Annotated in this window: 21 protein-coding genes and 1 tRNA gene; 1 reads left to right on the top strand and 21 read right to left on the bottom strand. The window is 71.6% G+C overall.

Annotation, left to right across the window (positions count from 1 at the left end):
- Nucleotides 1-138: 138 nt before the first annotated feature.
- From ACIQTO_RS09125 to ACIQTO_RS09030, 20 genes are all read right to left on the bottom strand, one after another.
- Nucleotides 139-954 carry a F0F1 ATP synthase subunit delta gene (locus ACIQTO_RS09125; protein WP_402384945.1) on the bottom strand — a complete coding sequence of 272 codons (816 nt, stop codon included), beginning with the start codon at nt 952-954 and terminating at the stop codon, nt 139-141.
- Complete coding sequence (locus ACIQTO_RS09120) at nt 951-1,511, bottom strand: F0F1 ATP synthase subunit B (RefSeq protein ID WP_380576496.1); 561 nt, start codon at nt 1,509-1,511, stop codon at nt 951-953. Before ACIQTO_RS09120 ends, ACIQTO_RS09125 begins: the two co-directional genes overlap by 4 nt.
- A 34-nt stretch (nt 1,512-1,545) precedes the next feature.
- A complete protein-coding gene (gene atpE / locus ACIQTO_RS09115) occupies nt 1,546-1,788 on the bottom strand; it encodes an ATP synthase F0 subunit C (RefSeq protein ID WP_030302757.1) in 243 nt (80 codons plus the stop codon).
- Nucleotides 1,789-1,877: 89 nt separating this feature from the next.
- Nucleotides 1,878-2,690, bottom strand: a complete 813-nt coding sequence (atpB, locus tag ACIQTO_RS09110) for a F0F1 ATP synthase subunit A (RefSeq protein ID WP_402384940.1) — start codon at nt 2,688-2,690, stop codon at nt 1,878-1,880.
- A 285-nt stretch (nt 2,691-2,975) separates the two neighbouring features.
- Nucleotides 2,976-3,419: a hypothetical protein gene (locus ACIQTO_RS09105; RefSeq protein WP_402384938.1), complete on the bottom strand. Its 444-nt coding sequence runs from the start codon at nt 3,417-3,419 to the stop codon at nt 2,976-2,978.
- A gap of 310 nt (nt 3,420-3,729) precedes the next feature.
- Nucleotides 3,730-5,085 (bottom strand): MraY family glycosyltransferase, encoded by a 1,356-nt coding sequence (locus ACIQTO_RS09100; RefSeq protein WP_402384936.1) that lies wholly within the window; start codon nt 5,083-5,085, stop codon nt 3,730-3,732.
- Nucleotides 5,086-5,217: 132 nt separating this feature from the next.
- On the bottom strand, nt 5,218-6,522 hold the full coding sequence (glyA, locus tag ACIQTO_RS09095; RefSeq protein WP_402384933.1) for a serine hydroxymethyltransferase: 1,305 nt from the start codon (nt 6,520-6,522) through the stop codon (nt 5,218-5,220).
- Nucleotides 6,523-6,685: 163 nt separating this feature from the next.
- Nucleotides 6,686-7,330 (bottom strand): protein-tyrosine-phosphatase, encoded by a 645-nt coding sequence (locus ACIQTO_RS09090; RefSeq protein ID WP_380576522.1) that lies wholly within the window; start codon nt 7,328-7,330, stop codon nt 6,686-6,688.
- A gap of 29 nt (nt 7,331-7,359) precedes the next feature.
- Nucleotides 7,360-8,007 carry an L-threonylcarbamoyladenylate synthase gene (locus tag ACIQTO_RS09085; protein WP_402384931.1) on the bottom strand — a complete coding sequence of 216 codons (648 nt, stop codon included), beginning with the start codon at nt 8,005-8,007 and terminating at the stop codon, nt 7,360-7,362.
- 160 nt (nt 8,008-8,167) lie between these two features.
- A complete protein-coding gene (gene prmC, locus ACIQTO_RS09080; RefSeq protein WP_402384928.1) occupies nt 8,168-9,034 on the bottom strand; it encodes a peptide chain release factor N(5)-glutamine methyltransferase in 867 nt (288 codons plus the stop codon).
- Nucleotides 9,035-9,094: 60 nt separating this feature from the next.
- Nucleotides 9,095-10,171 (bottom strand): peptide chain release factor 1, encoded by a 1,077-nt coding sequence (gene prfA / locus ACIQTO_RS09075; RefSeq protein WP_402384926.1) that lies wholly within the window; start codon nt 10,169-10,171, stop codon nt 9,095-9,097.
- 125 nt (nt 10,172-10,296) lie between these two features.
- Complete coding sequence (rpmE, locus tag ACIQTO_RS09070; RefSeq protein ID WP_402384925.1) at nt 10,297-10,518, bottom strand: 50S ribosomal protein L31; 222 nt, start codon at nt 10,516-10,518, stop codon at nt 10,297-10,299.
- A gap of 159 nt (nt 10,519-10,677) precedes the next feature.
- On the bottom strand, nt 10,678-11,823 hold the full coding sequence (locus ACIQTO_RS09065) for an LCP family protein (RefSeq protein ID WP_402384922.1): 1,146 nt from the start codon (nt 11,821-11,823) through the stop codon (nt 10,678-10,680).
- A gap of 126 nt (nt 11,824-11,949) precedes the next feature.
- Nucleotides 11,950-14,058, bottom strand: coding sequence for a transcription termination factor Rho (gene rho, locus ACIQTO_RS09060; RefSeq protein WP_402384920.1), 2,109 nt, complete (start codon nt 14,056-14,058; stop codon nt 11,950-11,952).
- A gap of 603 nt (nt 14,059-14,661) precedes the next feature.
- Nucleotides 14,662-15,597 (bottom strand): homoserine kinase, encoded by a 936-nt coding sequence (gene thrB, locus ACIQTO_RS09055; RefSeq protein WP_402384917.1) that lies wholly within the window; start codon nt 15,595-15,597, stop codon nt 14,662-14,664.
- 338 nt (nt 15,598-15,935) lie between these two features.
- Complete coding sequence (thrC, locus tag ACIQTO_RS09050) at nt 15,936-17,120, bottom strand: threonine synthase (protein ID WP_402384914.1); 1,185 nt, start codon at nt 17,118-17,120, stop codon at nt 15,936-15,938.
- 8 nt (nt 17,121-17,128) lie between these two features.
- The gene (locus tag ACIQTO_RS09045) at nt 17,129-18,421 is read right to left on the bottom strand and encodes a homoserine dehydrogenase (RefSeq protein ID WP_402384912.1); all 1,293 of its coding nucleotides are present in this window, start codon (nt 18,419-18,421) and stop codon (nt 17,129-17,131) included.
- Between the two features lie 137 nt (nt 18,422-18,558).
- On the bottom strand, nt 18,559-19,950 hold the full coding sequence (gene lysA, locus ACIQTO_RS09040) for a diaminopimelate decarboxylase (RefSeq protein WP_402384909.1): 1,392 nt from the start codon (nt 19,948-19,950) through the stop codon (nt 18,559-18,561).
- Nucleotides 19,951-20,037: 87 nt separating this feature from the next.
- The gene (gene argS, locus ACIQTO_RS09035) at nt 20,038-21,693 is read right to left on the bottom strand and encodes an arginine--tRNA ligase (RefSeq protein WP_402384907.1); all 1,656 of its coding nucleotides are present in this window, start codon (nt 21,691-21,693) and stop codon (nt 20,038-20,040) included.
- 73 nt (nt 21,694-21,766) lie between these two features.
- Entirely contained in the window at nt 21,767-22,195 is a 429-nt protein-coding gene (locus ACIQTO_RS09030; protein ID WP_402384904.1) for a response regulator transcription factor, read from the bottom strand.
- Between the two features lie 157 nt (nt 22,196-22,352).
- Between ACIQTO_RS09030 and ACIQTO_RS09025 the strand changes: the two genes are divergently transcribed.
- Nucleotides 22,353-22,424, top strand: a tRNA-Arg gene (locus ACIQTO_RS09025).
- 169 nt (nt 22,425-22,593) lie between these two features.
- On the opposite strand, the gene ACIQTO_RS09020 is transcribed toward ACIQTO_RS09025, so the two are convergent.
- Nucleotides 22,594-23,589 (bottom strand): trypsin-like serine peptidase, encoded by a 996-nt coding sequence (locus ACIQTO_RS09020; RefSeq protein WP_402384902.1) that lies wholly within the window; start codon nt 23,587-23,589, stop codon nt 22,594-22,596.
- Nucleotides 23,590-23,702: the final 113 nt, after the last annotated feature.

Here is a 23,702-nt window from a genome sequence, read left to right as displayed (position 1 = left end):
TCTCCTAGTTTGCGATCCTCGGCCCGCCATTGAGGGCCGCAAGTATTCGACTCTCGGCCGGGTCTCTCGAACCGGCCGTACGATTTGCCGGCTCCGGTGGAGCCGGTTCCCGACCGAGGGTCGGATGTGCTTCGGTACTCAGCCTTCGAGCGACTGGCGAGCGCCTTCGAGGCGGCTCGACACGGTGCCGTCGATGATCTCGTCACCGATCTGGACCCGGACACCGCCGACGACCTCGGGGTCGACGTCGATGTTCAGGTGCACCCGGCGGCTGTACAGCCGGCCGAGAGCACCCTCCAGGCGCTCCTTCTGGCCGTCCGACAGCGGCACCGCGGTGGTGACCAGGGCCACCACGCGCCCGCGACGTGCGGCGGCGAGCTTCGAGTAGGACTCCAGGCCCTGCTCAAGGCTACGGCCACGCGGGTTGTTCACCAGGGCGGTGACCAGCCGGACGCTGCCCGGGTTGGTGCGGCCGCCGAGCAGCTTCTTGATCAGCTCGGCCTTGGCCACTGCACCGGCCTTGGGCTCGGTCAGGCCGGCGCGCAGCTCCTGCGAGCCGCTCACCACCCGTCCGAACCGGAACAGCTCGTCCTCGACGTCGTCCAGGACACCGGCCTTGTCGGCGGCGATGACCTCGGCGTACGCGGCCAGCTCCTCGACGGCGTCCACCAGGTCACGCGAGCCCGACCAGCGGGAGCGGACCAGGCCGGAGACCAGGTCGAGGGTCTCGCCGGAGACCTGACCGGTCAGCAGCGAGGAGACCAGCTGAGCCTTGTCCTGACCGGACCGGGACGGGTCGGTCAGGACGCGGCGCAGCGACACCTCACGGTCCAGGAGGACCGTGACGGCGGTGAGCTCCTCGGCCACCTTGACCGGGTCCACCGAGGTGGAGTCGGTCAGGGCTTCGAGGTTCTGCCGCCCGGCGGCGAGCGCCTCGCGGCTGGCGCCGATCACTTGGCCGCACCCTGAGCAACGGCGGCCTTGGCCTCCAGCTCGTCCAGGAAGCGGTCAATCACGCCGCTCTGCCGGGCGTGGTCCTCAAGGGACTCACCCACGATGCGGGAGGCCAGCTGCGAAGCGAGCGAACCCACGTCCTGGCGCAGGGCGGCAGTCGCCTGCTTCTTGTCGGCCTCGATCTGGGCGTGACCGGCGGCGACGATGGCCTCGCGCTGACGCTGGCCCTCCTCGCGCATCTCGGTGAGCTGGGCAGCGCCCTGCTCACGGGACTGCTCGACGATGCGGGCAGCCTCGTGACGCGCCTCGGCGAGCTCGGCGCGGTACTGCTCAAGCAGGGCCTGGGCCTCAGCCTGAGCGGCCTCGGCGCGCTCCATACCGCCCTCGATCGCATCCCGGCGCTCCGACAGCACCTTCTCGATGCTGGGGAGGAGCTTCTTGCCGAGGATCCCGAAGACGATGAAGAAGCAGAGCAGGCCGATGATGATCTCGGGCCATGCGGGGAGGAGGGGATTCATGATCTCCCCCTCTTCCGCGAGGTGAGCCACGATGCTCATATCTGGACCTTCCTCGAAGGGTCTACGGCGGGGGTTACTTGGGGCCCTGGCCGAAGACGAACGGCATGACGATGCCGATGAGGGCGAGCGCCTCGGTCAGCGCGAAGCCGATGAACATGTTGGAACGGATCAGGCCGGCGGCCTCGGGCTGGCGGGCCATGGCCTGCACGCCGTTACCGAAGATCAGACCGACGCCGATGCCGGGGCCGATCGCGGCGAGGCCGTAACCGATCGAAGCGACGGAACCGTAGACGCCGACCTCAGCGAGCATGCTCATTGCAGTGTGTCCTTTGCGGGGATGGTGTACCGGTGGTGATTGGCCACCGGGCGTTCCGGGAGTGGTTCAGGAGGGCCGAGGCCCCTGGCTCAGTGCGCCTCTTCGAGGGCACCGGCGATGTAGCTGCTGGCCAGCATCACGAAGATGTAGGCCTGCAGGAACTGGACCAGCAGCTCGAAGGCGGTCAGGCCGATGGCGACGATGAACGAGGCCGAGCCGTAGAGCGCGCCCAGGGTCGGGCTGAGCAGGTACCAGGAGGCGATGGAGAACATCACGATCAGCAGGTGGCCGGCGAACATGTTCGCGAAGGCTCGGACCGCGAGCGTGAACGGACGCACGAAGATGTTCGAGAAGAACTCGATCGGCACCAGGATGAACATGACCCAGCCGGGAATGCCCGAGGGCCAGCACAGGTTCTTCAGACCGCCGACGAAGCCGTGCTTCTTGAAGGTCAGCGTCATGTAGGTGACCCAGACGACGGCCGCGAGGCCGGCCGGGAACGCGATCGCAGCCGTCACCGGGAACTGGGCGAACGGGATGACCGACATGATGTTCATCAACCAGACGAAGAAGAACATCGAGACGAGCATCGGGACGTACTTCTCGCCCTTCTTGCCGATCGTCTCCAGCACGATGGACCGCTTGACGAAGTCGTAGCCGATCTCACCGACCAGCTGCAGCTTGCCGGGCACGAGGCGCGGCTTCGCGAAGGCGGCCCAGAAGAAGACGATGACCAGCAGCGAGACGATGATCGACAGCAGCATCGGCTTGTTGAAGTCGACGCTGCCGATCGAGAAGATCGGCTCGAACTGGAACTCGTTCAGACCCGGGGCCGGGAAGCCGCAGCCAGCGTCCCCGAAGTGGCAACTGCCTGAGGCGAGGGACGTGAGTTCAGCACTCACCACGGACTCCTTCGTCGTGACGCATGGTTACGGCAACCTCGGTGTGTCGGCGTGGCCTGCGGCCACGGTGCGGCACTGGAACTTGATGGGTTTCTCGCCGACCCCGCGCGGAAGTGTTCTGCACCGCAGCGGGATCATCGAAGACTGCAAGGATCCGGGGGGCGATCCGTCCATCGTGCGGACAGACCTGGCCTCTTCCCGTACTCCGTTGTTGCGACGGACGATAGCAGCCCGTCAGGACGGCATAAACACCGCCCCCCTCGTTGGGGGGACAGTTGGGCCTCGTCACTGTTGACGCCCCGAGTCGGAGGGCTTGTCGCCCTTGTTTTCGGAGGCGTCGGTGTCGACGTAGAAGGTCTTGGCCTTGAGCGCACCGCGCACCTGGAAGGCCGTCCAGATCAGGGCGCAGCCCAGCAGCGTGAAGGCGAAGGCCTGCCGGTTGAAGAGCTCGGTGTTCTTGAAGACCGCGAGCACGATGCCGACCAGCAGGATCTGCGTGGTGTAGACCAGGAGCCCGGCAGCCATCATGATCTGCGGGTTCGACCTGGTCAGCCGGTCGAGCGCGACCTGGCCGAAGCTGAAGAAGGCCATCACCAGCAGCGCTCCGAAGAGGGCGCCGAGTGCTCCCTTGCCACCCGCGACGGCAAAGGAGATCGCCATGGCGATGATCCCGGCGGCCGCAGTGGGAATCGCGGCGCCGCGGAGGATCCGCGCGTCGTTGGACGGCATGTCGGCAGCTCCGGCGGCATGTCGATGTGGCGGGGGGACGGGCACAGAACGTGGTGGGTGGCACCGGACCGAGGGACCGCCGCAGGCCGGCCGCTCTGCGGCGAGCCCGTCGAGGGAGACCGACCGGGGACGGAAGTCCTCCACCTGTCAGGTCTTTCGGCGTGTTCTCGGTACTCGTGAACGGTATCACAAACTATTTGATGAGAGCTTTACCATGATTGTGTGGCACCTGTCACACTGACGGCCCAACCGTGCCGCCGTACGGGTGAACGGCCTTGACGGCGTATCAGTGACGGCTTTCCGCCCGGTATTACCGGCCTCGACCGCTGCCGTGACCACTGCGGTGGCCCCGGCCGCCGACCGCCGACGAGCCGCCCTTGTCCACGCCGCCGAGCAGTTCCTTGTCCTTGGCGGACAGCTCGGCCATCGGTGCCGGGGCCGCGACAGCGGCGGCCGGGGCATCGCCCTCGGCGGCCTGCGGGACGGCCCGGCCCGGGTTGCGGCGCCGGTAGCGCGGCGGCACGAAGGCCTGCACCGCCCGCGGCGCCCGCGGGCGGAAGCGCGGGGTGAGCAGCACCACCAGGCCGACCAGGCAGAGCCCGGCCAGCGTGAGCACCACCGTGCGGCCGGTGTTGGTGACCGAGAAGGCGACGGTGCCGAAGGCGATCAGCGCGGCCCAGAAGTACATGATCAGGACCGCCCGGCTGTGCGAGTGGCCGACCTGGAGCAGCCGGTGGTGCAGGTGCCGCTTGTCGGCGGCGAACGGCGACTGGCCGGCCCAGGTGCGGCGGACCACGGCGAGCAGCAGGTCGGCCAGCGGCAGCGCGATGACGGTCAGCGGCAGCAGCAGCGGGATGTAGATCGGGACCAGGGCGTGCACGGTGGCGGTCTGCGAACCGGTCTCGCTGGTGATGAGGTCCGGGTCGACGCGGCCGGTGATGGAGATCGCGGCGACGGCCAGCATCAGGCCGAGCATCATCGAGCCGGAGTCGCCCATGAAGATCCGGGCCGGGTGCAGATTGTGCGCCAGGAAGCCCAGGCACATGCCGATCAGCAGCACGCTGAAGAGCACGGCGGGGGCGGCGTCGGTGATCGTGTAGCCGTACCAGAGGCGGTAGGAGTACAGGAAGAAGGCCATCGCGGCGATGCAGACCATGCCGCCGGCCAGACCGTCCAGGCCGTCGATGAAGTTCACCGCGTTGACCATGACGACGACCATGGTGACCGAGATGACCATGCCCTGGGTGGGGCTCACGGCCACCGCGCCGACACCGGGCACCGGCAGGGTGATCACGGTGACCCCCTGCCAGACCATCACACCGGCGGCGATCATCTGGCCGCCGAGCTTGACCAGGGCGTCCACGCCCCACTTGTCGTCGAGCACGCCGAGCAGCCACATGATCCCGGCACCGGAGAGCAGCGCGCGGATGTCGGTGCCCTGGGAGAACACCTTGCTGAGGTTGTCCAGCTGGGAGGCGACCAGGATGCCCGCGCAGAGGCCGCCGAACATGGCGATGCCGCCCAGTCGCGGCGTGGGCTCGCGGTGCACGTCACGGGCGCGGACCGGCGGCATCGCGCCGGCCGCGATCGCGAACTTCCGGACCGGGCCGGTCAGCAGGTAGGTGACGGCCGCCGTGCAGAACAGCACCAGCAGATACTCACGCACCACTGGCCTCCTGCGTCACTGTCCGACGGGTCGGTACCGAAGGTACTCCCGTGCCTGTCCGGGGTTCGAGGTGCGTCGCCACGGCACACACCTTATTGAGTCGGACGCCCGGCGCGTGCATCGCGGTTCGCCCTACCGGGTAGGAGAGTGCGATACCCCCGTGCCGGGTGCGGCGAAGGCCCGCGCGATCTCACGGACCCGCGCGCCGATCCGGACGTCCGTGCCCTGGGCGAGCAGCCGTCCGATCAGCGCGGCGATCTCGGCCAGTTCGGCCTCCCCCATGCCCTGCGTGGTGACGGCGCCGGTACCGAGCCGGATGCCGGAGGCCTCCGACGGCGGCGCGGAGTCGTACGGCAGCGCGCACTTGCCGAGCAGCAGCCCGGCGGCGGCGCAGCGCCGCTCCGCCTCGGCTCCGCTGACCCCGAGCGGTCGGACGTCGGCCGTCACCAGATGGGTGTCGGTCCCGCCGGTCAGCGGGCGCGTCCCGGCCTCCGCGAGCCCTGCCGCCAGCACCCGCGCCCCCGCCACCGCGCGGTGCGCGTAGGCGCGGTACCCGGGGGTGGCCGCCTCGGCGAGGGCGACGGCCTTGCCGGCCACCTCGTTCATCGCGGCGCCGCCCTGGCTGAACGGGAAGACCGCCCGGTCGATCCGCTCGGCCAGCTCGGCGGTGGAGAGCAGCAGGCCGCCGCGCGGGCCGCGGAGCAGCTTGTGGGTGGCGGCCACGGTGACGTCCGCGTAGGGCACCGGGGAGGGCGCCACGCCCGCCGCGATCAGACCGGTGGTCTGCGCGACGGAGGCGATCAGGTAGGCGTCCACCGATTCGGCGATCTCCCGGAAGGCCGCCCAGTCCGGGTGCCGGGGGTAGGAGATCGAGCCGGCCACGATGGCCTTCGGCCGGTGCCGGCGGGCGAGTTCGCGGACCTGGTCGAGGTCGAGCAGGCCGTCCTCCTGGCGCACCCCGTAGCCGATGAACTCGAACCAGCGGCCGGAGAAGTTGGCGCGCGAGCCGCAGCTGAGGTGGCCGCCGTGCTCCAGTGACATCGCCAGCACCACGTCACCGGGGCGCAGCAGCGCGGCATACGTCGCCAGCATCGCCGAAGTGGCCGAGCGCGGCTGGACGTTGGCGTGCGGGGCGGCGAACAGCTCGCGGGCCCGGTCGATCGCCAGCAGCTCGGCGGCGTCCGCCGGCGCGCAGCCGGTGTGGTGGCGCCGGCCGGGGTAGCCCTCGGCGTACTTGTCGATCAGCGGGCCGCCCAGGGCGGCCAGCACGGCCGGGCCGGTGAGGTTCTCCCCCGCCAGCAGCTGGATCGTCTCGGCGCGCCGCTCGGCCTCGGCGGCGAGCAGGTCGGCCAGCTGCGGGTCGGCCCGGCGCAGCGCTTCGGACGCCCACCGCCCGGTCGTCTGGGAGGAACCGGTCGCGGCATCGGTGACGGTCATGGCGGAGCTCCCGGGCAGCGTCGGGCAGGTGTCTCCAGCGTAGGACCGGGTCCCGCGACCGGCCTGCCGACGCGGGAGCGATGCACCCGGCCGGGCGCGCCCTTGCTCCGGCACGGTGGCGGGAGGGTGCCGCGGTGCCGGGCGCCGGCGCCCGGCACCGCGCTCAGACGCGCGGCGCGGGCACCCCGGTGAGCGCGGTGACCACCGGGTCGACCGCGTGGAATATCTCCTCGCCGCAGTTGCGGAACATGCCGATCGGCGCGCCGTACGGGTCGTGGACCTCGTCCGACTCCGGGCTGGCGGCGAGCAGCCAGCCGCGCAGCGCGGCCGCGGACCGGACCAGGGCCCGGGCCCGCTCGGTGACGTCGGCGCCGCGGCGCGGGTCGGGCAGGGTGCCCGGGTCTATCGTCCGGACCAGGCGGGTGAACTCCTTCAGGGTGAAGGTGCGCAGCCCGGCCTCGTGGCCCATCGAGATCACCTGGGCGCGGTGGTCCAGGGTCGCGGTGAGCACCAGGTCCGCCTCGACCACGTGCTCGTCGAGCAGCTCGCGGCCGGCGAAGCCGCCGCTGTCGGCGCCGTACTCGTCCAGCACCGTGGCGGCGTGGTCCTCCATCGGCGCGCCCTCGTGGCCCCAGGTGCCGGCGCTCTCCACCAGGATCCGCCCGGCCACCCGGGGGCTGAGCCGGGTGTCCAGCTCACGCCGGGTGAGCCGCTCGGCGATCGGCGAGCGGCAGATGTTCCCGGTGCAGACGAACAGGATCCGGAAGTGGTCCAGCGGCCTGGGGCCCACGCTCAGGTACGGCGATATGCCGGGCCCGGCATGGAGGGAGGCGGTCGTCAACTGCCGGCCTCCAGGTCGGGGACGACCTCCCTCAGCTGCTCGGCGCTGATCGCGCCGGCCCGCAGCAGGACCGGGACCTTGCCCGTGACGTCGACGATGGAGGAGGCGGTGGCGTGATCGGCCCGGCCGCCGTCCAGGTAGACGGAGATGGCGTCGCCGAGCTGCTGCTGGGCCTCGTCACAGGTGGACGGGGACGGGCCGCCGGTCAGGTTGGCGCTGGAGACGGCGAGCGGGCCGGTGGTGTTCAGCAGCTCGATCGCGACCGGGTGCAGCGGCATCCGGACGGCGACCGTGCCGCGGGTCTCGCCGAGGTCCCAGCGCAGCGACGGCTGGTGCCTGGCGACCAGGGTGAGCCCGCCCGGCCAGAAGGCGTCGACGAGCTCCCAGGCCTGCTCGGAGAAGTCCGTGACGAGGCCGTGCAGGGTGGTCGGCGAACCCACCAGGACGGGCGAGGGCATGTTGCGGCCCCGGCCCTTGGCGGCCAGCAGCGCGGCGACGGCCTCCGGGGAGAAGGCGTCGGCACCGACCCCGTACAGGGTGTCGGTGGGCAACACGACGATTTCGCCGCGGCGGATGGCCGAAGCGGCCTCGCGCAGACCGGTGGCGCGGTCCCCGGCATCGGCACAGTCGTAGCGGCGGCTCATCGGTGCGGTCCCCTTCCGAGATGACTCATGACGGCGTTCACAGCACGGCCTCACGCCCGGTGGTGCTGCACCGGGCGCTCACGACGACGCCCTGCGGGCCGTCGTGCTGTGCTTGTCGTTCACAACGACGCCCTGCGGGCGGTCGTACTGTGCCGGTCGTTCACAACGACGCCCTGCGGGCGGTCGTGAAGCGAGGCCGGTTGTTGAGGTCACGGTGGTCGGCGGTGTCCGTCCAGCCACGTTCCTCGTTGAAGATCCACGGCACCTGGCCGCCCTGCTGGTCGGCGTGCTCGATCACCACCGCGCCGCCCGGGCGCAGCAGCCGCGCGGCCACCCGCTCGATGCCGCGGATGGTGTCCAGCCCGTCCTCGCCGGAGAACAGCGACATCTGCGGGTCGTGGTCGCGGGCCTCGGGGGCGACGTACTCCCACTCGGTGAGCGGGATGTACGGCGGGTTGGAGATCACCAGGTCGAAGCGGCCGTCCCAGGAGCGGTCGTCCTCGAAGGCCCTGGTGGCGTCACCCGCGTGCAGGGTGACCCGGGCCCGGTCGGAGCTGGCCTCGATGTTGCGCCGGGTGTAGTGCAGCGCGCCCTCGTCCAGCTCGAAGGCGTGCACGGTGGAGCGCGGCAGCTCCTGGGCGAGGGCGAGCGCGATGGCCCCCGAGCCGGAGCAGAGGTCGACCACCAGCGGCTCGGCGACGTCCATGTCGCGGACGGCGTCTATGGCCCACTCCACGACCGACTCGGTCTCCGGGCGGGGCACGAAGACCCCCGGGCCGACCTCCAGCTCCAGGTAGCGGAAGAACGCGCGGCCGGTGATGTGCTGCAGCGGTTCCCGCGCCTCACGGCGGGAGACCGCCTCCCAGTACCGGGCGTCGAAGTCCGCGTCCTTGACCGTGTGCAGCTGGCTGCGCTTCACGTGGTGGACGTGTGCGGCGAGCTCCTCCGCGTCGAAGCGCGGCGACGGCACGCCGGCCGCGGCCAACCGCTGGGTGGCCTGGGCCACCTCGGCAAGCAGCAGGTTCACGAACGACCTCTTGTTTCTGCGCGGCGGCTTCTCTGGTGCATTCGGGCCCGGACGCCGGTGTCAGTTCTGCTGGGCCGCGGCGAGCTTGGCCGCGGCGTCCGTGTCCACGCAGGACTGGATCACCGCGTTCAGCTCACCGTCCAGGACCTGGTCCAGGTTGTAGGACTTGAAGCCCGTGCGGTGGTCCGAGATGCGGTTCTCGGGGTAGTTGTACGTGCGGATCCGCTCGGAGCGGTCCACCGTGCGGACCTGGCTGCGACGCGCGTCCGAGGCCTCCCGCTCGGCCTCCTCCTGCGCGGCGGCCAGCAGCCGCGAACGCAGGATGCGCATCGCCTGCTCCTTGTTCTGCAGCTGGCTCTTCTCGTTCTGGCAGGAGGCCACGATACCGGTCGGGAGGTGGGTGATCCGGACCGCGGAGTCGGTGGTGTTGACCGACTGGCCGCCGGGGCCGGACGAGCGGTAGACGTCGATCCGCAGGTCGTTGGCGACGATCTCGACCTCGACCTCCTCCGCCTCGGGGGTGACCAGCACGCCCGCCGCGGAGGTGTGGATGCGGCCCTGCGACTCGGTGGCGGGGACGCGCTGCACCCGGTGGACGCCACCCTCGTACTTCAGCTTGGCCCAGACGCCCTGGCCGGGCTCGGTGCTGCCCCTGGTCTTCACGGCCACCGAGACGTCCTTGTAGCCGCCGAGGTCGGACTCGTTGGCGTCGATGAGCTCGGTCTTCCAGCCGATCCGCTCGGCGAAGCGCAGGTACATCCGGAGCAGGTCGCCGGCGAACAGCGCCGACTCCTCGCCGCCCTCACCCGCCTTGATCTCCAGGATGACGTCCTTGTCGTCATTGGGGTCGCGCGGCACGAGCAGCAGCCGCAGCTCCTCGGTCAGCTCCTCGCGGCGGGCCTCGGAGTCCTTCACCTCGGCGAGGAACTCCGGCTCTTCCGCGGCGAGTTCGCGCGCGGCCTCGATGTCCTCGCCGGCCTGCTTCCAGGCGCGGTAGACCCGGGTGATCGGGGTCAGCTCGGCGTACCGCTTGGCGAGCTTGCGCGCGTTGGCCTGGTCGGCGTGGACGGACGGGTCGGCCAGCCTCGTTTCGAGGGCGGCGTGCTCGACGAGGAGCTCTTCGACTGCCTCGAACATGAAGGGGCCTTCTTCCCTGAGATCCGGTGGAGATGGCGCGGATGCGCCGTGGGACGCGAACGGCGCCGGTCTCCAGCGCCCCCGGAACGAGTACGGGGGCACCGGAAACCGGCGCCGAGGGAGCGCTAGGCCTTCGCGCTGTGCGACTTGCCGAAGCGGGCCTCGAAGCGGGCCACGCGGCCACCGGTGTCGAGGATCTTCTGCTTGCCGGTGTAGAACGGGTGGCACTGCGAGCAGACCTCGGCGCGGATCTCGCCACTGGTCTCGGTCGAGCGGGTCGTGAACTCGCTGCCGCAGGTGCAGGTCACACGGGTGACCACGTACTCGGGGTGAACGTTGGGCTTCAAGGGGTTCTCCTAGGTTCGGGAGGGCACCGGGTCGGCGGCTTGAATGCCGCACGTGAACCGGGACCGACGGACCAGTCTGCCAGGACCGGCCGCTTCTTCCCAAACCGGGTCGCGTTCCGGGATATTCCGGGCCGCTCCGGCGGGCCCGCCGGAGCGGGCCTAGCGCCTCGGGGAGGAGCTCGCCACGCTGCCGGCCGTGGCCTTCGCCGTGGCCTTGGCGGTGGCCTTCGGAGGGGCCGTGGGGGCCGCGGGAGTCGTCTGGGCCGGGTTCTGCGGCTGCTCCGCCAGTACCGCCCCCGGGAGCGGCGCGTCGGCCTTCAGGGCCGCCCAGAGCTGGTCGGCCTGGGGCTGCTGGGCGACCACGCGGTTGGCGTCGCCGGGCGCCGTCACCACCGGCAGGGTGACCATCGTGAGCTGGTCCGGGCCGATCCCCTTGAGTTCCTCGGCCAGCCCCACCAGGGAGTTCACCGAGGCCAGCGCCGAGTCGGTGGTGACGCTGCGGGTCAGGGTGTCGCCGACCGACCAGAGCTTGACCGGGTTGCCGAACAGCCCGATCCCGCCGGCCTGTCCGAGCAGCGACTTCACCATCTGCTTCTGCAGCTCGATCCGCCCGAGGTCGCTGCCGTCGCCGACGCCGTGCCGGGTCCGGACGAAGGCCAGCGCCTGCTCGCCGTCGAGGTGGTGCTCACCGGCCGCGAGGTCCAGCCCGCTGTCCTTGTCGTGGATGGGGACGGTGGTCGTCACGGTGGCCCCGCCGAGCGCGTCCACCACCCGGGCGAAGCCGGCGAAGTCGATCTCGACGTAGTGGTCCATCCGCAGGCCGGTGAGCTGCTCGGTGGTCTTGACCGCGCACGCGGCGCCACCGGTCTCGTACGCGCTGTTGAACATCGCGCGCTTGATCCCCGGGACGACCTTGCCGCCGCCGTCCGTGCAGTCGGGGCGGGTGACCAGGGTGTCCCGGGGTATGGAGACCACCTCGGCCCGCGAGTGGCCCTGGTCGACGTGCACCACCATCGCGGTGTCCGAGCGGGCGGTGTCGCCGGTGTCCCCGCCGGCCAGGGCGCCGTTCCCTCCGGCCCGCGAATCCGAGCCCAGGACCAGGATGTTGAAGGAGCCGTCGGTGGCGGACGGCGGCCGGGCCGAGCCCAGCCGGGCGTCGATGTCGACGCTCTTGATGTTGCCGTTGAGCTTGAGGTACGCGTAGCCGGCCGCACCGGCGCCGAGGACGACGAGCGCGGCGAACGCACACGCGGCCACGCGCAGGATCCTGCGGCGGCGGCTCGGAACCCTCTTGTGGTCGGCCATACGATCCAGAGTAAATCGGACAACATGATCCAAAGGGCTCCAAATGTCCCAACTCTGGAACAAGCAGAGAACCCTGGTCCGCGCGCGCGGACCAGGGTTCTGTGCTCACAAGCCGTTCGATCGCGGTCAGTCGCCGGACCCGGGGGTCGTCTTGGCGATCTGCATCAGGAACTCGGCGTTGCTCTTGGTCTGCTTCATCTTGTCCAGCAGCAGCTCGATCGCCTGCTGCGAGTCGAGCGCGTGCAGCACCCGGCGGAGCTTCCAGACGATGGCCAACTCCTCGCTGCCCAGCAGGATCTCCTCCTTACGGGTGCTGGAGGCGTCGACGTCGACGGCCGGGAAGATGCGCTTGTCCGAGAGCTTCCGGTCGAGCTTCAGCTCCATGTTGCCGGTGCCCTTGAACTCCTCGAAGATGACCTCGTCCATCCGCGAGCCGGTCTCGACCAGCGCGGTGGCCAGGATCGTCAGCGAGCCGCCGTTCTCGATGTTGCGCGCCGCGCCGAAGAACTTCTTCGGCGGGTACAGCGCGGTCGAGTCGACACCACCGGACAGGATGCGGCCGGAGGCCGGCGCCGCCAGGTTGTAGGCGCGGCCCAGACGGGTGATCGAGTCCAGCAGGATCACCACGTCGTGGCCCAGCTCCACCAGGCGCTTGGCGCGCTCGATGGCGAGCTCGGCGACGGTGGTGTGGTCCTCGGCCGGGCGGTCGAAGGTCGAGGAGATGACCTCGCCCTTCACCGACCGCTGCATGTCGGTGACCTCTTCCGGACGCTCGTCCACCAGGACGACCATCAGGTGGCACTCGGGGTTGTTGTGGGTGATCGCGTTGGCGACCGCCTGCAGCACCATCGTCTTACCGGTCTTCGGCGGCGCGACGATCAGACCGCGCTGGCCCTTGCCGATCGGCGACACCAGGTCGATGATCCGGGTGGTCAGCACGCCCGGGTCGGTCTCCAGGCGCAGCCGGTCCTGCGGGTAGAGCGGGGTCAGCTTGTTGAACTCGGGGCGACCGCGGCCGCTCTCCGGGTCCATGCCGTTGACGGAGTCCAGCCGCACCATGGCGTTGAACTTCTCGCGGCGCTCGCCGTCGCGCGGCTGGCGCACCGCGCCGGTGATGGCGTCGCCCTTGCGCAGGCCGTTCTTGCGGACCTGGGCGAGCGAGACGTAGACGTCGTTCTGGCCCGGCAGGTAGCCGGAGGTCCGCACGAACGCGTAGTTGTCGAGGATGTCGAGGATGCCCGCGACCGGGATCAGCACATCGTCGTCGCCGACCTGCGGCTCGGCGGGGCCGACCTCGAAGCCCTCGCGGCGGGTGCCGCGGCCCCGGCGGTCGCGGTAGCGACCACGGCGCCCACGACGGCCGTCGCCGAACTCGTCGTCGTCGTAGCCGCCCTGCTGCGCCGGCGGCTGGGCCTGCTGGCCACCGCTCTGGCGGCTCGGCTGGGCCTCGGCCTGGCCGCCCTGCTGCTGGCCCTGGCCGCCCTGGCCCTGGCCGCCCTGGCGGTCGGCACGGTCCCGGCGGTTGCGGCGGTCACGGCGCGACTCGCGCGAGTCGCCGTCCTGACCGGCCTGGGCGTCGCCGCCCTCCTGGCGGCCCTCGCGCTCGCCGCCCTCGCGGCGGTCGCGGCGGTCCCGGCGGTCGCGGCGGGTCTCGGTGCGACCCTCCTCGCGGCCCTCGAAGCCACGGGTCTCGGCCGGGCGGGCCTCGGCCTGCTTGGCCTCGGTGACGACCGCGGCGGGCGCCTCGGCGACGGCGTCGGCGGTCGGCGCGCCGGCGGCCGAGGTGGCCCGGCGGCGGGTGCGCTCGGCACGGGCCGGCGCGGCGGTCTCGGCGGCGGCCTGGACCGGGATGTCGATCTGGCCCTGCTCGTCGGCGGCCGGGGCCTCGGCCTGGGCGGCCTTGGTCCGGCGGGCGGGCTTCTCGGCCGGCTCGGCGGCGGCCGCCTTGGCGGCGGTGCGCTTGGCGGCCGGCGCGGCGGCGGGCGCGGCACCGGCGGCGAGCAGCGGGTCCCCGCCGCTCTTCTCCTTGATGGCCTCGATCAGCTGGCTCTTGCGCAGGCGTCCCGTGCCGCTGATACCGAGCGTCGAGGCGAGCTTCTGCAGCTCGGCCAGGACGAGGCCGTCCAGGCCCGCGGCAGCGGTGCGACGGCGCCGGGCCGGGGCCGCGGGGGCGGCGGCTGCGTCCGACGCCTCGGCGTCCGGGCGCGCGCCCATCAGATCGGTGGTGTCGCTCACTAAGGGTCCTTCCCTGGAGCGGACGTCGGCCTGTCTGGCTCGGCGACCGGTTGTGCTGTCCTGACCAACGCTCGACTGCGTCGGTCCGAGGCGGTGATCCCCCGGATGGCGGTAGCCAGTCGGGAGAGAGCTGCGAGGTGCGGTGCGTGAAGCACGGTGGTGCTGATTGGCGCGGTGGGACGGTCGCGTGCCGACCCTCCCCCAGCCGGCCTTGGCCGGGTGGTACCCCCACGCTGCCTGCGAATCCCGGGCCCCCGTCGCGTGACGGCGGCCCGTGCTCCGCCCGTCGTTACCTCAAGGTGGGAGGCCGCGGGTGGGAGTCAGGTGCCGTCACGGCTTCGGGACGCGGCCGCAAGTCGCGCAGGCAGGCTGCGTACGCGCTGCGGTGGGCTCCCGGAGAATCGTCGCCCCGAATATCGCCGGGACTCCGCCTGGGCGGAGTGCTGGGATCGGGACGCGGCGCACCGAGCCCCGGAGGGCACCTGGTGCAGCAATGAGGTTAACACTACCGACCCCCTCAGACATTCCCCAGCCTTGCGCTTGCCAATCGTGTCCGGACGGTCCGGTCCGGCGGGCCCGGATCCGGGCCCGCCGGACCGGCACTCAGACGTCGAGCGGGAGCACCGAGGCCCCGGTCCGGTCGAGCTCCAGCCGGTGCGCGGCGAACACCGGACCGCCCTGACCTGCGTCGTCGGCGAAGGCCAGGACCTTGTCGGCACCGGCCTCGTCGGTGAGCGCGAGGACGGTCGGACCGGCCCCGGAGATCACCGCGGGGATGCCCTCCGCGCGCAGCGCGCCCACCAGCGCGGCGCTGTCCGGCATCGCGGAGGCCCGGTAGTCCTGGTGCAGCCGGTCCTCGGTGGCGGCGAGCAGCAGCTCGGGCCGGCGGGTCAGCGCCTCGACCATCAGCGCGGCGCGGCCCGCGTTGACGGCGGCGTCGGCCAGCGGCACGGTCCGGGGCAGCAGGCCGCGGGCGGTCTCGGTGAGCACCTCGGTGGCCGGGACGAAGACCACCGGGACGACCCGGTCGGACGGCTCCAGGGCGACGGCCTTGGCCGACTCCTCGTCCGTCCAGGCCACCGTGAAGTTGCCGCGCAGGCAGGCCGCGACGTTGTCGGGGTGGCCCTCCAGCTCGGAGGCGAGGGCCAGCAGCGCGTCGTCGTCCAGCGCGGACGGGCCGCCGATGGTGACGGCGCGGGCGGCCACGATGCCGGCGCAGATCGCGGCGGACGAGGAGCCCAGGCCGCGGCCGTGCGGTATCCGGTTGGCGCACACCACTTCGAGGCCGCGCGGCTGACCGCCGAGCCGGTCGAAGGCGGCGCGCATCGCGCGGACCACCAGGTGGCGCTCGTCGCGGGCGAGCGTCTCGGCGCCCTCACCGGCGATGTCGACGGAGAGCCCGGAGTCGGCGACCCGGACGACCACGTCGTCGTACAGACCCAGTGCGAGTCCGAAGGCGTCGAAGCCCGGACCGAGGTTGGCGCTGGTCGCGGGAACCCGGACCCGGACGGCGGCGGCACGGAACGCGGGACCGGCCATGCGGTGGACTCTCCTGGGGAAATCGGGCGGCGCGAAGCGCGTCGGTGCGAGGGTGGGAGGGGGCCGCGGGCCCCGATCGGGGTGGGCGGTCACAGCCGTCGGCGCGACCCGTGGACGGGTCGGACCCGGGGCATGTGCCACACGGCCGGACCCAGAGTATCGAAGAGAGGTTCCACAGTGGTACACCCCGTGGGCCTTCGATCTGGTGTGTTGCCGGTTCTGGCCGGAATGCATGCCGGAATGGCATCGGAATGAGCGCCGGAATTGACACAAAAGTGTCAGCGGAGAACGGACACGGGCCGACCCCCGAAAGGGTCGGCCCGGGGGGCGGAATCCGGTCAGTCGAGCAGACCGAGGCGCTGGGCCGCGGCCTCGGTGTCGATCGGGACGACCTGCGGCTGCGGCGCGCCGGCCACCGCCCAGTCCGGGTCCTTGAGGCCGTTGCCGGTCACCGTGCAGACGATCCGCTGACCCGGGTCGACCAGGCCGGCCTCCGCCTTGGCCAGCAGACCGGCCACCGAGGCGGCCGAGGCGGGCTCCACGAAGACGCCCTCCTGCGCGGCCAACAGCCGGTAGGCGGACAGGATCTGACGGTCCGTCACCTTGTCGATGAGGCCGCCCGACTCGTCCCGCGCGGCGAGCGCGAAGTCCCAGGAGGCGGGGTTGCCGATCCGGATCGCGGTGGCGATGGTCTGCGGCTTGAGCACCGGAGCGCCGTCCACGATCGGGGCCGAACCGGCGGCCTGGAAGCCCCACATCCGCGGCGTCCGGGCGGCCAGCCCGTCCGTGGCGTACTCGCGGTAGCCCTTCCAGTACGCGGTGATGTTGCCCGCGTTGCCGACCGGCAGGACATGGATGTCCGGCGCGTCACCGAGCATGTCCACGATCTCGAAGGCGGCGGTCTTCTGGCCCTCGATCCGCACCGGGTTCACCGAGTTGACCAGCGCCACCGGGTACTTCTCGGACAGTTCACGCGCAAGAGTGAGGCAGTCGTCGAAGTTCCCGTCCACCTGAAGGATCTTGGCGCCGTGGACCAGTGCCTGGCCCATCTTGCCGAGCGCGATCTTGCCCTGCGGCACCAGCACCGCCGACACCATCCCGGCACGCACCGCGTAGGCGGCGGCGGAGGCCGAGGTGTTGCCGGTGGAGGCGCAGATGACGGCCTGGGCGCCGTCCTCCTTCGCCTTGGAGATGGCCATCGTCATACCGCGGTCCTTGAAGGACCCGGTGGGGTTGGCACCCTCGACCTTGAGGTAGACCTCGCAGCCGGTGCGCTCGGAGAGCACCTGGGCGGGCACCAGCGGCGTGCCGCCCTCCAGCAGGGTGACCACGGGTGTGGCGTCACTGACCGGCAGGCGGTCCCGGTACTCCTCGATCAGCCCGCGCCACTGGTGGGTGCGCGCCGCGACCCGCCCGCCCGCCGCCGGGCGCTCGGACCCGGCGCCCGTGCCCCGCTTGTCGCTCGTCGCTTCCGGCACCGGCGCGCCCTTCGGCTCGGGGCGCCCGGCGATCACGTCGTTCATGGCTCTTCCTACTCCCCTTCGACCCGCATGATGCTGGCCACGTCCCGCACGCTGTCCAGCGCGCGGAGCTTGTCGACCGTCGCCGACAGCGCGGCGTCGGTGGCACGGTGGGTGACCACGACGAGCGAGGCGTCGCCCTCGCGGCCCTGCTGGCGCACGGTGTCGATGGAGACCCCGTGCTCGGCGAAGACGGACGCCACCTGGGCGAGCACGCCCGCGCGGTCGTCCACGTCCAGGCTGACGTGGTACCGGGTGATGACCTCGTCCATCGGCTTGGCCGGCAACCGGGTGTACACCGAGTCACCGGGGCCGGTGGCGCCGGCGAGCTTGTTGCGACAGACCGCGACCAGGTCGCCGAGGACCGCCGAGGCGGTCGGCGCGCCGCCCGCGCCCGGGCCGTAGAACATCAGCCGGCCGGCCGCCTCGGCCTCCACGAACACCGCGTTGTACGCCTCGCGGACGGAGGCCAGCGGGTGCGACAGCGGAATCATCGCCGGGTGCACCCGGGCGGTGACGGACGCGCCGTCGGCCGCCCGCTCGCAGATCGCCAGCAGCTTGACGACACAGCCCATCTGCTTGGCGGAGGCGATGTCGGCGGCGGTCACCTCGGTCAGGCCCTCGCGGTAGACGTCCGCCGCGGTGACCTTGGTGTGGAACGCGATGCCGGCCAGGATCGCGGCCTTGGCGGCGGCGTCGAAGCCCTCCACGTCGGCCGTCGGGTCCGCCTCGGCGTAACCGAGCGCGGTGGCCTCCTCCAGCGCCTCCGAGTAGCCGGCGCCGGTGGTGTCCATCTTGTCGAGGATGAAGTTGGTGGTGCCGTTGACGATCCCGAGCACCCGGTTGACCTTGTCGCCGGCCAGAGACTCGCGCAGCGGACGGACCAGCGGGATCGCGCCGGCCACCGCGGCCTCGTAGTACAGGTCCACCCCGGCCTCGGCGGCCGCGGCGTGCAGTTCCGTGCCGTCCTGGGCGAGCAGCGCCTTGTTGGCGCTGACCACCGAGGCACCGTTGCGCAACGCCGACAGGATGAGGTGTTTGGAAGGCTCGATGCCGCCCACCACCTCGATCACCACGTCGATGTCGCCCCGGGTGACCAGGGCCTCGGCGTCCGTGGTGATCAGGTGCTCGGGCACCCCCGGGCGCACCCGCCCGGCCCGACGGACCGCGATGCCGGCGAGCTCGACCGGCGCGCCGATGCGCGCGGCGAGGTCGGCGGCGTCTGTCGTCATGATGCGCGCCACCTCGGAGCCCACCACACCACAGCCCAGCAACGCCACCTTCAGCGGCCGCGTACGCATCATCCGACTCCGCTCTCATTCTTCGTGCTTCGGTTTTCCGGCGGGTATTTCGGGGATCCGCCGGAACTTCGGTCCGTACCAGTCTCCGGGACTTTCCGTACGGATCTACGGTCGTTCCATGATCTGAGACAAGAATTTCGTCATCCGATATCGAGACGCAGAAGATCCTCCTCCGTCTCACGCCGGACGATCACCCGGGCCGAGCCGTCCTTGACGGCCAGCACGGGGGGCTTCAGGGCGTGGTTGTAGTTGCTCGCCATCGAGCGGCAGTACGCGCCGGTGGCGGGCACCGCGATCAGGTCGCCCGGGGCCAGGTCGGCCGGCAGGAAGGCGTCCCGGACGACGATGTCGCCGGACTCGCAGTGCTTGCCGACCACCCGGACCAGCATCGGCTCGGCGTCGCTGTCGCGCGACACCAGGGCCACCGAGTACTCCGCGTCGTAGAGCGCGGTGCGGATGTTGTCGGACATGCCGCCGTCCACGCTGACATAGGTGCGCAGACCCTCCAGCGGCTTGACGGTGCCCACCTCGTACAGCGTGAAGGCGGTCGGGCCGACGATCGCGCGGCCGGGCTCGACCGACAGCCGGGGGGCGCTCAGGTTCGCGGCGGCGCACTCCCGGCGGACGATCTCGGCCAGCGCGGCGGCGATCTCGGCCGGTTCGCGCGGGTCGTCCTCGCTGGTGTACGCGATGCCGAGGCCGCCGCCGAGGTCGATCTCGGGCAGCTCGACGCCGTGCTCGTCACGGATCTCGGCGAGCAGGCCGACCACCCGGCGGGCGGCGACCTCGAAGCCCGCCGTGTCGAAGATCTGCGAACCGATGTGCGAGTGGATGCCGCGCAGCTCCAGGCCGGGGTGGCCGAGCACCCGGCGGACCGCCTCGGCCGCCGCGCCGCCGTTCAACGAGAGGCCGAACTTCTGGTCCTCGTGGGCGGTCGCGATGAACTCGTGGGTGTGCGCCTCGACGCCGACCGTGATCCGGATCAGCACCGGCTGGCGCACGCCCTGGCGGCCGGCGATCGCGGCCAGCCGCTCGATCTCCTCGTAGGAGTCGAGCACGATGTGCCCGACACCGGTCTTCACCGCGTGTTCGAGCTCGTCCACGGTCTTGTTGTTGCCGTGCAGCGCGATCCGCTCCGGCGGCATCCCGGCGGCCAGCGCCACGGCCAGCTCGCCGACGCTGCAGACGTCGAGGTTGAGGCCCTCCTCGTGCAGCCAGCGCACGACCGCCTTGGAGAGGAAGGCCTTGCCCGCGTAGTAGACGTCCGCGCCGGCGCCGAAGGCCTCGCGCCAGGCGCGGGCCCGGGCCCGGAAGTCGGCCTCGTCCATGACGTAGGCCGGGGTGCCGAACTCGGCGGCGAGCCGCTTGACGTCCAGGCCACCGACGGTGACCACGCCGTCGGCGCCGCGGGTGACGGTCCTGGACCAGACCTTGGGGTCGAGCGCGTTCAGGTCGCTCGGCGGCGCCTGGTAGTGACCCTCGGGCAGCACGTCGCCGTGACGGGGGCCTGCGGGGTGTGCGGAGCGGCTCATCTCTGCTTACTTCCTTGGCTTATGGCGAGGGGCGGCGACGGTCCTCGTTGACCGTCCGCCGCCCCCGCTGTGCGCTTGGGGGTGGTCCTACATCCGCTCGGGCGCCGTCACGCCCAGGAGCGTGAGGCCGTTGGCGATCACCGTGCGCGTCGCGTCGGCGAGCCAGAGCCGGGCGTGCGTGAGGTCCGTGACCTCTTCGTCGCCCTTGGGCAGGATCTGGCAGTTGTCGTAGAACCGGTGGTACTCGCGGGCGAGCTCCTCCAGGTACACGGCGACCCGGTGCGGCTCGCGCAGCTCGCCGGCCGAGGCCAGCACCCGCGGGAACTCGCCGAGCTGGCCGAGGAGCGTGGACTCCCACTCGGTGGAGAGCAGCTCCGGTTTGAAATCGTCGCTGCGGACGATGCCCTTCTCGACGGCGTTGCGCTGCACCGAGCACATCCGGGCGTGCGCGTACTGGACGTAGTAGACCTTGTTCTCGTTGGTCTGGCTGGTCAGCACGTTGATGTCGAGCGTGATGGTGGAGTCGGTGGAGGAGCGCGCCAGGGTGTAGCGGGCGGCGTCCACCCCGATCCAGTCGACGACGTCGTCGATCGTGATGATGTTGCCGGCCCGCTTGGACATGCGGACCTCTTCGCCGTCGCGAAGCATCTTCACGAACTGGCCGATCTTGACCTCGATGTTGCGGTTCATGTCGTCGCCCGCGCAGGCCGCGATGGCCTTGAGGCGGTTGACGTAACCGTGGTGGTCCGCGCCCAGCATGTAGACCGAGACCTCGGAACCGCGGTCCCGCTTGGAGAGGTAGTAGGCGGCGTCGGCGGCGAAGTAGGTGGTCTCGCCGTCCGCCTTGATCAGGACGCGGTCCTTGTCGTCACCGAAGTCGGTGGTGCGCAGCCAGATCGCGCCGTCCTGGTCGAAGACGTGACCCTGCTCGCGCAGCCGCTCGATGGCCTTCTCGACGGCGCCGGAGTCGTGGAGCGACTTCTCCGAGAACCAGACGTCGAAGTGGGTGCCGAACTCCTCCATCGAGCGCTGGATCTCGGCCACCATGAGCTTGAGGCCCTCGGTGCGGAAGGTCTCCAGCTGCTCGCCCTCGGGCAGGTCGAGCACGCCCGGGACGCCGTCCACGATCGCCTTGGCGATGTCGGCGATGTACTCGCCGACGTAGCCGTCGGCCGGGACGGGCTGCCCGTTCGCGGCGGCCTTCAGCGAGCCGGCGAACTTGGAGATCTGCACACCGGCGTCGTTCAGGTAGTACTCGGTGGTGACGTCGGCCCCGGAGGCCCGCAGCACGCGCGCCAGCGAGTCGCCGACGGCCGCCCAGCGGACGCCGCCGATGTGGATCGGGCCGGTCGGGTTGGCGGAGACGAACTCCAGGTTGATCCGCAGGCCCTTGAGCGCCTCGTTGCGGCCGTAGGCCTCGCCCGCCTCGACGATGCCGCGTGCCAGCTCACCCTGGGTGGCGGCGTCGAAGGTGATGTTCAGGAAGCCCGGCCCGGCGATGTCGACCTTGGCGACCCCGGGCAGCTCTCGCAGACGGGCGGCCACCAGCTCGGCCACGGCGCGCGGCGGCTTGCCGGCCGGCTTCGCGAGCTGGAGGGCCACATTGGTCGCGTAGTCGCCGTGGTCCCTGTTCTTGGGTCGCTCGACCGTCACGTGCTCGGGCACGGCGACGGCCAGCTCGCCCGCCTCGACGGCGGCGCTCACTGCGGCCTGGACTGCCTGGGAAAGCTCTGCGGGGGTCACGACGCCAAGCGTAGGCGAGACGGGGTACCCGCTCGCCACCCGGTTTGCCCGTTGAGACGCCCGCGCGCCGTGCTCAGCCGCGATCCGTCCGCTCTGTTCGCTCAGGGCGAAACCTGTCGGGCCCCGCCGCCCGGGCCATCAGCCGCCACACCAGCGCCACCAGGTCCGCCGGGTCGAAGGGCTTGCCCAGGTACCCGTCCACTCCGACCGTCTCCCCGAGATCCAGGTCGGCCGGCGTGCAGGCGCTGACGATCGCGATCGGCAACCCGCTCGTCCCCGGCGCCGCCCGCAGCCGGGCCGCCGTCCGCAGACCGTCCAGCCTCGGCATCATGACGTCCAGCGTCACCACGTCCGGCCGCACCCGGCGGACCACCTCCAGGCACTCGGCGCCGTCGGCGGCGGTCACCACCTCGAAGCCCTCGAGCTCCAGGTTGACCCTGATCAGCTGGCGGATCACCTCGCTGTCGTCCACCACGAGGACCCGCCCGGACACTCCCGACACCTCACCGAGGGTATCGGCGCGCCCGCCGCCGCGTCCGGCCTTTCCGCACTTCCGCTCCCCCGCCGCCGGGCAGCTCCCGGAAACCCGTGCACGGAGCACGCCCCGGGCCTGGTAATGTTCTCCACGTCGAAGCGAACGCGACGACAGCACCAAGTAGGCCCCCGTAGCTCAGGGGATAGAGCACCGCCCTCCGGAGGCGGGTGCGCAGGTTCGAATCCTGCCGGGGGCACTTCGCGAGAAGTGCAAGACAGGCCCAGATCAGTGGAGTTCATCCACGGATCTGGGCCTTCGTCATGTCGGCGGCGAACCTGGCCGACCGGGCGGACCGGTGGGCCGGACCGTCGACGGGGCGCCCCGCGCGCGGCGGAACGCCGGTCGAACCGGTGCCCGACCCCCGCTCAGGAGGCCGACGCCACCGCCTCCTTGTAGAGGGCCGCGATGGTGTGGTCGAAGTAGGCGCTGTAGGAGGTGTCGGGACTGTCGCCGCCCTCCTGGTAGCCGCCGATGGTGCCGACCACGTGCCCGGTGACGGTGCTGATCCAGGGCCCGCCGCTGGTGCCCCCGGGGTAGTCCGGGCAGTCGACGACGCGCTGGTAGGCGCTCCGGCGGCCGGTGGTGTTGGCGCACAGGATCGGGGCCTCGGTGCCGCTGGGGTAGCCGTAGAGGCGGACGGTGACGCCGAAGGGCTCGTCGGTGCCCAACTGGTTGGCGCCGACCACGTCCTCGATCCGGCGGCCGCCGCTGGGGGCGGTCTCCAGGATGGCGAAGTCCTCGTCCTGGTCGCCGTCCTGGGACCAGCCGGCGGCGGTGTGGATCGCGGTGACCCGCCAGGTGCCGTAGGGGGCGGTGCCGTCCCGGTAGCCGGGGGCGAAGGTGACGCCGTCGGTGCCGCTCAGGCAGTGGGCGGCGGTGAGCAGCAGGTTGCCGGTCGGGCTGTGCAGCACGCTCGCGGTGCAGAAGTGGTTGCCCGCCGCGACCGCGCCGCTGAACAGGGCGCCCACGGTGGCGGATTCGGGCGTGGCCGGGGCCACCGCCGTGGTGCCGAGCGGGGCCGTGGCGGTCGGGGCGGCCGTCGCGGTGGCGGTCGGGGTGGCCGTCGCGGTGGCGCTGTCGGTCGCGGTGGCCGGATCCGTGGCAGCCTCGGTGGCGGCCGGAACCGGGGTGTCGGTGGCGCCGCCCGCCACCTGGACCGCGGACTCCGGCGGCGACGAAGCGGCGGCGGACGGCGCGGCGGACGCCGGGGCGGTCACCGACGGGCTGCCCACCGCCGTCGCCACCGAGGTCACGCTGTGCGTGCCCGCGACGACGGCCACCACGGTGAGCGCCGAGAGCGTGGTGAAGAGGGTGGGGGCCAGAAAACGGCGGCGGGGCGATCGGCGGCGGTGCTGGCCCATACCTGGTCGGCTCCTGACCTGGGTGTCGGTGCGAGTACGGTCCGACTATGGCCCAGGGAGCTGGGAGGGCTGTGATGCCCGGCTGGGAGCTGGATGAGAAATCCGCCGTAGAG

The organism is Kitasatospora sp. NPDC091207, from assembly GCF_044768625.1.
Lineage (GTDB): Bacteria > Actinomycetota > Actinomycetes > Streptomycetales > Streptomycetaceae > Kitasatospora.
Note: the sequence above shows the minus strand (reverse complement) of the source record. Positions and strands in the feature narration are given on the sequence as shown.

Coding starts and splice junctions, on each gene's coding strand:
- ACIQTO_RS09120 (WP_380576496.1), bottom strand. CDS start 1,511: ATGAGCATCGTGGCTCACCTCGCGGAAGAGGGGGAGATCATGAATCCC.
- atpE (WP_030302757.1), bottom strand. CDS start 1,788: ATGAGCATGCTCGCTGAGGTCGGCGTCTACGGTTCCGTCGCTTCGATC.
- ACIQTO_RS09105 (WP_402384938.1), bottom strand. CDS start 3,419: ATGCCGTCCAACGACGCGCGGATCCTCCGCGGCGCCGCGATTCCCACT.
- glyA (WP_402384933.1), bottom strand. CDS start 6,522: ATGACCGTCACCGATGCCGCGACCGGTTCCTCCCAGACGACCGGGCGG.
- ACIQTO_RS09085 (WP_402384931.1), bottom strand. CDS start 8,007: ATGAGCCGCCGCTACGACTGTGCCGATGCCGGGGACCGCGCCACCGGT.
- prfA (WP_402384926.1), bottom strand. CDS start 10,171: ATGTTCGAGGCAGTCGAAGAGCTCCTCGTCGAGCACGCCGCCCTCGAA.
- ACIQTO_RS09065 (WP_402384922.1), bottom strand. CDS start 11,823: ATGGCCGACCACAAGAGGGTTCCGAGCCGCCGCCGCAGGATCCTGCGC.
- thrB (WP_402384917.1), bottom strand. CDS start 15,597: ATGGCCGGTCCCGCGTTCCGTGCCGCCGCCGTCCGGGTCCGGGTTCCC.
- thrC (WP_402384914.1), bottom strand. CDS start 17,120: ATGAACGACGTGATCGCCGGGCGCCCCGAGCCGAAGGGCGCGCCGGTG.
- ACIQTO_RS09045 (WP_402384912.1), bottom strand. CDS start 18,421: ATGATGCGTACGCGGCCGCTGAAGGTGGCGTTGCTGGGCTGTGGTGTG.
- lysA (WP_402384909.1), bottom strand. CDS start 19,950: ATGAGCCGCTCCGCACACCCCGCAGGCCCCCGTCACGGCGACGTGCTG.
- ACIQTO_RS09020 (WP_402384902.1), bottom strand. CDS start 23,589: ATGGGCCAGCACCGCCGCCGATCGCCCCGCCGCCGTTTTCTGGCCCCC.